This window comes from Jatrophihabitans sp. (assembly GCF_036389215.1).
Lineage (GTDB): Bacteria > Actinomycetota > Actinomycetes > Mycobacteriales > Jatrophihabitantaceae > Jatrophihabitans_A.
Genome location: NZ_DASVQG010000362.1, coordinates 1 through 2,979, shown reverse-complemented (window position 1 = coordinate 2,979; position 2,979 = coordinate 1). Strand labels below are relative to the sequence as shown.

Genomic DNA, 2,979 nt, shown 5'->3' with positions numbered 1-2,979 from the left:
CTGAACGGCGAGGGTGGCAATCCCGCCGGCGTGGTGCTCGATGCCGGGACGCTGAGCGATGCCCAGATGCTCGCCGTCGCCGCGGACGTCGGCTATTCCGAGACGGTGTGCGTGCTGGACGGCCCACCGGTCGCCGATCGGCGCCGCTACACGGTGCGCTACTTCTCCCCGCTGGCCGAGGTGCCGTTCTGCGGTCATGCCACGGTCGCGCTCGGCGCCGCACTCGGCAACGCGCTGGGCCCCGGTGACCTGGTGCTGGACACCGCGGCCGGGCCGGTGACGCTGACCACCGGCCAGCGCTCCTCCGGCCAGTGGTGGACGAGACTCGCCAGTGTCGAGGCCCGCCAGCAGCCGGTGGAGCAGGCAGTGGTGCAGCGGGCGCTGGACTGCTTCGGCTGGACGTCGCGGGTGCTGGACCCCGGGCTGCCGCCGGTGCTGTCCTACGCCGGGGCCTGGCACCTGATCCTGGGCCTGGCCGAACGGGAAACCCTGGAGACCATGAGCTATGACTTCCCGGCGCTGCAAAGGCTGTGCGCCGAGCAGGGCTGGACCACGGTCAGCCTGGCGTTCCGGATCAGCCCGGTGGAGCACCTGGCCCGCAACCCGTTCCCGGCCGGAGGTGTGGTCGAGGATCCGGCGACCGGCGCGGCGGCCGCGGCGTACGGCTCCTACCTGGGGGCGCTCGGCATCGTGCGGCCGCCGGCCCGGATCCGGATCGAGCAGGGCGCCCAGATCGGACGGCCCAGCGAGCTGATCGTCGAACTGCCGGCCGGCCAGGCCTCGGTGTGGGTCACCGGGGCCGTCACCTCGATCGACCAGCCGGACAGCCAGCCGCCGCCGTCCGGGGTCCTACGGACCCGCACCAGCGCGCGGACAGCGGAGGGGCACGTCGGTTCACCGGCTCCCGCGCAGGTTCGCCCGATTTCGGCGGCGCTGGAGAAGCGCGGGCGGGCTGTGCAGGAGTAGCTTCGGCGGCACATCCACTTCGGATCCTGCTGAACCCGGCACGGGCCGGCAGGCAGTGGAAGAGAGCGAGCCGGCGATGGCACTGAATCGATCGTCCTGGGCGTCGCAGTCGGTCGCAGAACTGGCGGAGTCGTTCGCCGATCTGGGCCGCGAATTGCTGTCCGAGCGCGGCCTGGAGGGCACTCTGGCCGTGATCACCGGTCGCAGCGTGGCGCTGGTGCGCGGGGCGCAGCACGCGGCGGTCAGCCGCGGCCGTGGCGGTCGCTTCGAGACCGTGGCGCCCACCAGCGAGCTGGCACCGCGGGTCGATCAGATCCAGTACGACCTCGGCAGTGGACCGTGCGTCGACGCTGCCATCCACGAGGAGATCTACCGCACCGGCGACCTTGCGGCCGACCAGCGCTGGCCCGAGTTCGGCCGCCGAGCCGCGGCCGAGCACGGCATCAACAGCATGCTCTCGGTCCGGCTGTTCCTGGAGAACGACGACCTGGTCGCCGCGCTGAACCTGTACTCCACGGCGACCGATGCCTTCGACGAGGCAGATCAGACCGTGGCCATGATGCTGGCGACGCACGCCTCGACCGCGATGACCAGCGCCCGGCTGCACGAGCAGGTGCACCACCTGGAGCGTGCGTTGCAGAGCAACCGGGGGATCGGTGTCGCGATCGGAGTGCTGATGAACCAGTACAAGATCACCCAGCCGCAGGCCTTCGACCTACTGCGGATGGCCAGCCAACACGGGCACCGCAAGCTGGTGGACGTAGCGATGGACGTGACCGAGACAGGTACTCTCGAGCTGCCGCCCTTGCCCCACCGTGCCAACGTTCGGTCGCCGGGCTGACCGAACGGTCGCCGGGCTGACCGAACGGTCGCAGGCTGAATGGTCGCAGGCGGCAGGAAACCTCGCTATTCTGTTGTGCCGACGGTTGAAAAATCTGTTTGTGCCGGCGGTTGAAAAACGGTTCGGCTGTTGTGAGGGTTGGCAGTGAATACACATCAACAGTGGGCAGAGCTGCTGCGCGCCACGTCCGGGCCACCGCCCGGTTCGGACGCGGGCTTGCTGCTGCAGCAGGCTGTCGAACTGGGCCGGGATGTGGCACCGGACACCGTCGGCTGCAGCGTCACCACGATCGAGGGTGACCGGTACCGCACCCCCGTGTTCTCCGCCGGCCTGGCGCTGGACCTGGACCGGGCGCAGTACGAAGCGGGGGACGGGCCCTGCATGAAGGCAGCCCGCGAGCAGCGATTCGAGTATTTCGACGCCACCACCGACGGCGAACGGTTTCCGGGCTTCACCGAGGCCGCCATCGAGCGTGGCGTGCGCAGCTCGATCTCGCTGCCGCTGCCCGGCCCGGAGCACCCCGCGGCCATCAACCTCTACGCCTCGTCCCGCTATGCCTTCGATGCCGAGCGGCCGCGGGCGGTGGCCAGCCTGCTCGCCCGCTGCGTCTCTGCGCTGCTGGCGCCCCCGGAACGAGGGCGCCTTGGCGCCGATGACCCGGTGTCGGCCGGCAGGATGGAAGCCGCCCAAGCCCGGGCCCGGTTGATCGGTGAGGCGGAGGCGGCCCTGATGAAGCGGCGGTCCGTGGGCCGGGCCGAAGCCCTCAGCTTGCTGATCCGGCGCTCGCGGGCAGAGACCCGCAGCATCTTCGAGGTGGCCCGCGAGGTCGTCGGTGACGGTGAAGCAGGGATCGCACTGTGACCGCCACCGAGTCCGGCATGAGCTTGCAGGACGGAATGCGGCTGTCCGGCATGAGCTTTCCGGAGCTGTGGCTCCGCCAGATCGCGGTCAGCGGCACGATCGGTGAGCTGGAGTTGGAGGCCTACGTGCTCGGGCTGCTGGTGCCCGACAACTACCAGCACAACCTGATCGCCCAAGCGATCAACGAGTACTTCATCGAACTGGGCCAGGACCACCCGGTGGGTTACCGCGAGACCGCTACCACCGAGTAGCACGACCACCGAGTAGCACGACCACCGAGTAGCACGACCACCGAGTAGCACGACCACCGA

General features: G+C 69.9%; 4 protein-coding genes. All 4 read left to right on the top strand.

Translation table 11 applies throughout. The annotated features are described in order from the left end of the window. On the top strand, positions 1-966 hold a 966-nt coding region (locus VF542_RS20840; RefSeq protein ID WP_408653619.1), incomplete at its 5' end, for a PhzF family phenazine biosynthesis protein. A gap of 76 nt (positions 967-1,042) precedes the next feature. Next, the gene (locus VF542_RS20835) at positions 1,043-1,807 is read left to right on the top strand and encodes an ANTAR domain-containing protein (protein WP_408653618.1); all 765 of its coding nucleotides are present in this window, start codon (positions 1,043-1,045) and stop codon (positions 1,805-1,807) included. A gap of 144 nt (positions 1,808-1,951) precedes the next feature. Then, entirely contained in the window at positions 1,952-2,668 is a 717-nt protein-coding gene (locus tag VF542_RS20830; protein ID WP_408653617.1) for a GAF and ANTAR domain-containing protein, read from the top strand. Beyond that, positions 2,665-2,919, top strand: a complete 255-nt coding sequence (locus VF542_RS20825) for a hypothetical protein (protein ID WP_408653616.1) — start codon at positions 2,665-2,667, stop codon at positions 2,917-2,919. Before VF542_RS20830 ends, VF542_RS20825 begins: the two co-directional genes overlap by 4 nt. Positions 2,920-2,979: the final 60 nt, after the last annotated feature.